This window comes from Bacteroidota bacterium, assembly GCA_034723125.1.
GTDB lineage: Bacteria > Bacteroidota > Bacteroidia > CAILMK01 > JAAYUY01 > JAYEOP01.
Genome location: JAYEOP010000551.1, coordinates 1 through 7,564, shown reverse-complemented (window position 1 = coordinate 7,564; position 7,564 = coordinate 1). Strand labels below are relative to the sequence as shown.

Annotated in this window: 5 protein-coding genes, 1 pseudogene and 1 riboswitch; of the genes and pseudogenes, 3 read left to right on the top strand and 3 right to left on the bottom strand. The window is 30.5% G+C overall.

The window, feature by feature from the left end; genetic code table 11:
• Positions 1-260: 260 nt before the first annotated feature.
• Entirely contained in the window at positions 261-2,660 is a 2,400-nt protein-coding gene (locus tag U9R42_14130; protein MEA3497161.1) for a TonB-dependent receptor, read from the bottom strand.
• Positions 2,661-2,708: 48 nt separating this feature from the next.
• Positions 2,709-2,805: riboswitch (TPP riboswitch) on the bottom strand.
• A 448-nt stretch (positions 2,806-3,253) separates the two neighbouring features.
• Between U9R42_14130 and U9R42_14125 the strand changes: the two genes are divergently transcribed.
• The 3 genes from U9R42_14125 to argF all read left to right on the top strand — a co-directional run bounded on the left by U9R42_14125 (position 3,254) and on the right by argF (position 6,649).
• Positions 3,254-4,561: a cyclic 2,3-diphosphoglycerate synthase gene (locus U9R42_14125; GenBank protein MEA3497160.1), complete on the top strand. Its 1,308-nt coding sequence runs from the start codon at positions 3,254-3,256 to the stop codon at positions 4,559-4,561.
• 121 nt (positions 4,562-4,682) lie between these two features.
• The gene (gene arcC / locus U9R42_14120; GenBank protein MEA3497159.1) at positions 4,683-5,627 is read left to right on the top strand and encodes a carbamate kinase; all 945 of its coding nucleotides are present in this window, start codon (positions 4,683-4,685) and stop codon (positions 5,625-5,627) included.
• A 20-nt stretch (positions 5,628-5,647) separates the two neighbouring features.
• Positions 5,648-6,649, top strand: a complete 1,002-nt coding sequence (gene argF / locus U9R42_14115; GenBank protein MEA3497158.1) for an ornithine carbamoyltransferase — start codon at positions 5,648-5,650, stop codon at positions 6,647-6,649.
• A 190-nt stretch (positions 6,650-6,839) separates the two neighbouring features.
• Here argF and U9R42_14110 read toward each other — a convergent pair whose 3' ends face one another.
• Complete coding sequence (locus tag U9R42_14110) at positions 6,840-7,118, bottom strand: DUF2442 domain-containing protein (protein MEA3497157.1); 279 nt, start codon at positions 7,116-7,118, stop codon at positions 6,840-6,842.
• 6 nt (positions 7,119-7,124) lie between these two features.
• Positions 7,125-7,382 (bottom strand): annotated as a pseudogene (locus tag U9R42_14105) (DUF4160 domain-containing protein).
• Positions 7,383-7,564: the final 182 nt, after the last annotated feature.

The window sequence follows — 7,564 nt, the reverse complement described above, 5'->3', positions numbered from 1 at the left end:
GCCTTGTGAAGTCTTTAAAATCAAGGAGCTCGTACGGATGACTGTTTTAAAGACGAACATAACGCAGAAATCGGACATTATGGACAAACACTAATTACAAAAAGAGTAATTTTGTAATCTGTGAATCAAATTTGATTACCCACAGTATTTGACATAGAACCAAATTTATATACTTATCCGAATGTTTCCCCTTAATTAAAACTAATTATAATTCATAGGAAAATCACGTAAAATTACTTTTTAGAGTGCTCTCATAGATATTAAAATTTCAAATTTACACCAGCAAGAAAATTGATTCCTGCTTGAGGAAAATAGCCGTTCATTTCATGATGTTTATTATTTAGGTAATATCTGTAAACCCATGCATTTGTTTCATATTCTTCGTTAAAAGCATTGTTAACCATCAGAGTTAAAACTATTTCTTTAATAAATTCTGTTGACAAGCTATATTCAATTTGAAAATCATTTATAACATAAGCATCAAGTTTTCTACTTTCACTTGAAGTATTATCGATGTATTGGTCGCTAACATACTTTGTGTTCCATCTGATAAAGAACTTATCAATTATTTCAAAGGAAAATTGATTGCCTGCAATTATATTGGGCGAAAATGAAATATCGGTTTTACCAATATCATTAGATATTTGATGTCCCCAATGATCCCAATCATCAACATAAGAAGTAAAATCAAGAATTTTATTTTGACTAAAAGTAACATTTCCCGACCAGCTTAATATTTTAGTGAATTTTGCATCCGCTGAAATCTCAATTCCTTGCCTATAGCTTTCAGGAATATTTGTCATTATTGCTTCTCCAACATTATTAATTTCACCTGTCAAAACAAGCTGATTTTTGTAATCCATGTAAAAGATATTTGAATTTAATCGGAATTTTGTTGAGTTAAAACTATGTCCTAATTCGTAATCCAATAATTGTTCGGATTGAGGAATTTCTCCTAAATCAGCATCTCTAAAATTACCTCTATTAGGTTCACGATTTGCTACTGCAAACGAAAAGTAGATGTTCTGATTTTTATTCAGCTTGCAAAAAACACCTAACTTAGGATTAAAAAAATTATAGTCCTTTTCCATTGTAAGGTCATGAAGGTCATCATGAATACCATTAATTTTATAATCAATTTTCCGATATTGCATATCCCCGAATACATTAACTTTTTCTAAAAGTTGATAATTGATTTTAGCAAAAATATTGAAAGCTGTTTTCACTCCTGTATTCGAATACCACTGATAATCTTTTGGTAAATTGTTTGAATATTTAGTCCAAATAATTTTCCCAAAATGATCACCTACATATTTATTTCCTCCCCCTCCTATAATCGCTTTCACATTTTTATGATTATCATAATTTAATGACCATGTAAAACCATAAAAATCATTCCTCAACCATTTTTGTCTTATCAAATCAGTTTTAGCAATTGTATCCAAAAACAACATTGAAACAGTATCAAATCCAAAAAAAATTGTATCTAACTGATAGTCTGTAAAGCTTTCATCATCTTTGAATTGTTCGTAATATCCTTCTCCATGAGTGTAATGAATTGCAGAATTTAAACTAAAGTTTTTATTAATTTTTTTTGAATAAATCAATTGAAAATGATCTTGCTGATAGTTATCAGTTTCATTCTCATAAGTATATGGATTATATGTTCTATTTGTTTGCAAAACACTTTTAGGAACACCTGACCAAGCTTGGTAGGTTTTTTCTTTCCCTGAGAAAATATTAAGTTTAAGCATACTGTTATTACCGTAATATGTAGCTGACACAAAAAATGATTTAAGGTCGGAAAAAGCTCTGTCAATAAAACCATCGGAATAGATTTTTGATAACCTTGTGTTGAATGCCCATTTATCGTCAATAAGTCCCGTACCTGCTGAAATACTATTTTTTAAAGTATTAAAAGAACCAAATGAATTATTGATTTCAGTATATGGCTTATCTCGCAAACTGTTTGTTTGAATATTAATACTTGCACCAAAAGCTGCCGCACCGTTTGTAGATGTTCCAACTCCTCTTTGGATTTGCATATTTTCAATTGATGAAGCAAAATCAGGCATGTTTACAAACCAAACTCCGTGTGATTCAGGATCGTTTAAAGGTATTCCGTTCAGTGTAACATTTATTCTTGTCATATCTGTTCCTCTTATTCTTATTCCTGTGTAACCAATTCCTGCTCCCGCATCGGAAGTTACTATTACAGAAGGAGTATTTTTTAAAATAAAAGGAATATCTTGTCCGAGATTTATTTTTTCAATTTCCGATTTATCAATATTTTTAAAGGTAGTTGGCGTTGTTTCTGAAGCTCTTGTTGCTGAAATAATTACTTCATCAGCTAAAATTGCTTTTTCCTCAAGAACAAAATTTACAACAGTATTTTTACTTAAATAAATTTTCTTTTGTTGGGTTTCGTATCCTAAAAACGAAACTTCAAGAATATAATTCCCTTTTTGAAGATTAGAAATCAGATATTCTCCTTTTTTATTTGAGTTACAACCATTAAAAGTATTTAGCAATTTAATATTTGCCCCAGCTAATGTTTCCTTGCTTTTGGCTTCTTTAATTGTTCCCTCAACAGAAAATTGTGCGAACAGTGATAGTGGCAATAATGCCAAAAATAATAAAACAACCAATAATTTTTTCATAATTATTTTTTTTTGTTAGAAAAAATATTGGATGCCAAATAGGAACTGAAAATAAAATTTTGAATTTCCCTTCGCCAGCATTACCTAGATTCAGGTTCAAAGAGTGTGATCTCAGCTCGTAATTTAGAGCACCCCATTAAAATTTATTGGCAAAGATTATAAAAAATATATTTTAATAACGAACATCTATTAATAATTTTTAATTTTAAATCCTGAAAAATGACTAATACTAAACCGCCATCAAGATACTGAAAATAAAACATTTCTTTTCGCCCTGTTTTTATTCAAAAAATTATTCCGTAGCTATAGCTATGCAAGAATTTTGTGAAGAAAAACAAAACAAAAATAATTTATTTTCTTAATCAGCATCTTAATAGCGGTTTAGTATAAATCAACGATTAACAAACGAAGAGAATCAATAAATTTACCCCTCAAAAATAGCCCTATCTAATTTAAACTTATCTTTCGGGGATTTATGAAAAAATCATCTGAAATCTTTGATTATTATTCAAATAGAACATTTACATTTGTGGGAATTTCAAAATTTGTTAAATTAAATTAAACTAATAATTTTAAATTAAAAGGAGTAAATTATGGCAAGAAGAACACTTATAATGGGTGCTGCCGGAAGAGATTTTCATAACTTCAATGTATTCTTCCGCGGAAATAAAGATTATGAAGTTATTGCTTTTACTGCTACTCAAATACCGGGTATCGATGATAAAAAATATCCTGCAGAATTAGCAGGCAAAGAAATGTATCCTGACGGAATTGTTATTCGTCCGGAAGATGAATTGAAAAATATTATCAAAGACGAAAATATTGACCTTGTAGTATTTGCATATAGCGATGTACCTTATGAAAGGGTAATGCATAATTCTTCAATTGTTAATGCCGCTGGTGCTGATTTTATGTTAATGGGTGCCGACAATACAACTGTTGAAACTGATAAGCCGGTTATTACAATTTGTGCTTCAAGAACAGGTTGTGGTAAATCACAAACTACAAGAAGAGTAATGGAAATACTTAACGAAAAAGGTTTGAAAGCTGTTGCTATTCGTCACCCAATGCCTTATGGTGACCTTGTTGCTCAAAAAGTACAAAGATATGCTGAACTTGATGACCTCAAAAAGCACAAATGTACAATTGAGGAAATGGAAGAATATGAACCACATATTACAAGAGGTAACATTATTTATGCAGGTGTTGATTATGAAGCAATTGTTAGAGAAGCTGAAAAAGAAGCTGATGTAATTGTTTGGGACGGTGGAAATAATGATATTCCATTTTATAAATCAACAACAAAAACAACAAGAATAGTTGTAGTTGATCCATTGAGAGTAGGACATGAACTTAGATATTATCCTGGTGAAACAAATGTAAGAATGGCTGATATAGTTGTAATCAATAAAATTGACTCTGCTACACTTGAAGATATTGCAGAAATAAGAGAAAATATTGTACAGCTAAATCCTGAAGCAACAATTATTGAAGGTGCATCACCACTTACAGTTGACAAAGCAGAATTACTTTATGGTAAAAAAGCTTTGGTTGTTGAAGACGGACCAACTCTTACTCATGGTGAAATGAAAATTGGAGCAGGCGTTGTTGCAGCTTTAAAATTAAATGCGAAACTTGTTGACCCAAGACCTTACGCTGTTGGAGGAATAACAGAAACATTTGAAAAATATCCAAATGTAGGAACTTTATTACCTGCAATGGGATATAGCGATCAACAAATTAAAGACCTTGAAACAACTATCAACAATACTGATTGTGAAGTAGTTGTTATCGGTACACCAATTGACTTAAGAAGAATTATAAATATCAATAAACCTGCTGTTGTAGTTGAATATAACTTACAAGAAATAGGTGATATTACTTTAGATAAATTAATCTAATTTTACTTTCCAAATTTTTCAAAACGAGAGTATAGGTTTTACCACTTTACTCTCGTTTTTATCTTTTAACATCCTTGCTTATTGAAATAATTTATGATCAATTTAATAAAAATCTAAAATTATGAAAAAACTTGCAGTTGTTGCCTTTGGAGGCAACGCATTACTAAAAAGTAATGAAAAAGGAACTATACAAGAACAGGAAAAGAATGCTTACAAAACTTGTGAGAAACTAATTACTTTAATTGACGGGAATTATGATATAATTTTAACTCATGGAAATGGTCCACAAGTTGGAAATATTTTATTAGCAAATTCCGCAGGTAATCAAGTTCATAATATACCGGATATGCCTCTTGATATTGCTGTTGCATATTCACAAGGTTTTATAGGATATATAATTGAACAACAACTTAGAAATGTGTTTAATGTAAATGATATTGATAAAGATATTATAAATTTTGTTACTCAAGTAATGGTAAACAAAAATGATATTGCATTTAAAAACCCTACTAAGCCAATAGGACCTTATTACACAAAAGAAGAAGCAGATAAAATTGCTAAAAAAACAAAGTCTGTTTTTAAAGAAGACCCAAGAGGAAGGGGTTGGAGAAAAGTTGTTGCTTCTCCTGAACCTAAAAAAATTAATAATGTAAGATCAATTGAAAAACTTGCTCGTGACGGACAAATTGTTATCGCAGTAGGTGGTGGCGGAATTCCTGTTTATTATGTTGCAGAAAATAAATTACAAGGAATTGATGCAGTTATTGATAAAGACCTTGCTTCTTCATTGCTTGCAACTCAGGTTGGTGCTCACAAATTATTTATTTTAACAGATGTTCCTAAAGTGTGTATCAATTTCAATACTCCACAGGAAAAATCTATTGATAGAATGACAATTGCTAAAGCTCAACAATACCTTCAAGAAGGTCAATTTGCTGAAGGTAGCATGGCACCGAAAATTCGTGCAGCAATAAAATTTGTGGAAAGTACAGGAAAAGATGCTATCATTACCGAAACAACAAAGTTGGGTATTGATGATGGCGGAACAAGAATAACTATTGTTTAAAAAACTAAAAATATATTATTATGTCATACAATATTAGAAATAGAAATTTTTTAAAATTATTGGATTTTACTCCAAAAGAAATAAAGTACTTACTTGACCTTTCTGCCGACCTTAAAAAAGCAAAATATGCAGGTACTGAACAGCCAAAATTAACAGGGAAAAATATTGCACTTATTTTTGAAAAAGCATCTACAAGAACAAGATGTGCTTTCGAAACAGCCGCACTTGACCAAGGAGCACATGTCTCATATCTTGGACCCTCAGGTACTCAAATTGGCAAAAAAGAATCAATGAAAGATACTGCCAGAGTACTCGGCAGAATGTATGATGGTATTGAATACCGTGGCTTTGGACAAGAGATTGTTGAAGAGCTTGGTAAATATGCAAATGTAGCTGTTTGGAATGGTCTTACTACCGAGTATCATCCTACACAAATTCTTGCTGATTTTCTTACAATGATGGAGCACAGCGATAAAGCTTTACACCAAGTATCATTTTGCTTTATGGGAGATGCAAAAAATAATGTTGGAAACTCATTGATGATAGGTGCTGCTAAAATGGGAATGGATTTTAGGGCAATTGCTCCAAAATCTTGTCAACCTGATGAAGAACTTGTTAAAGAATGTAAAGAAATTGCAAAAGAAACAGGAGCAAAAATAGTTGTTACCGATAATGTTGAACAAGGCATTAAAGGTGTTGATTTTGTATATGCTGACGTTTGGGTATCAATGGGTGAAGCAGATTCTGTTTGGGAAGAAAGAATTAAACTTCTTAAACCTTATCAGGTAAATAAAAAAGCTATGGAATTGTCAGGAAATCCAAAAGTGAAATTTTTGCATTGCTTACCTGCTTTTCATAACAGAGATACAACAATTGGAGAAGAAATTTATCAAAAATTCGGTCTTGACGGAATGGAAGTAACCGATGATGTTTTTGAATCTGATGCATCTGTAGTTTTTGATGAAGCGGAAAACAGACTTCATACAATTAAAGCCGTAATGGTTGCTACACTTGGTAGTTAATGGTATTAACATTACAAATGCTTAAATAATTTCAAAGGGATTACAAAATCACTTGAACCAATTTATGAAAGCACTCGCTTGTAGTAATTACAAACGGGTGCTTTTTTTTTTAAATTTTGAATGCAATTTATTAGGAGGATTCATTTGTTTTCACTTCTTCTCTTAGATTCTATTGCATTTTTTTTATTGTCTATTTTTGAATTTCGGTTACAATCGTATTGCTCTGTTTTTCAACTAACTCATACAAATATTCAGGGGCAAAATCCACTCCATTTTCCCATTCAATAGTCCAATTATTCTGAGTAAATGATTTAAAATATTCAATTTCCTGCAATGGTTTAAAAATGGCTCTGTGGTCTGAAAATATTTTATTTTCTAAATCAATAATGCCATTAAAACCATCATTAAAAACTAATTCTAGTTTATAGTTTTCTAAATATTTCGCTTCTTTAACTTTAATAAGTAACATGATATTTTATTTTAACGGTTGAATTTTATTGTATTTTCCTGTTTCTTTTATTGAATTCCAATTGTCCATTAATTCATCTTTATTCAAATCTAACCACTCAAAAACTAATTTTAAAGCTCTTCTTGGCATTTCACCTTTTACTGTTCCATTATCAATACCAATTGTTGCATCATAATTTTGCTAAGAAATATGAAAATGTGGTGGATTATGATCATCAAAGAACATTCTAATTATTATTCCATAAAATCTACTAATTTCAGGCATTTCTTTTTCTTTTATAATTCTTTTCAAAAGTACAAAAAAATAATCTGTTATCAAGTAATACTAAACCACCATCAATTTAATTAAAAAGAATCTAGTATTATGCCGATGGATTAGCATGTTAAGAAAATTTATTTTCTGTTACATGATAACCTTTCGGTATAAAAGAAAAAAATAATTGTGTT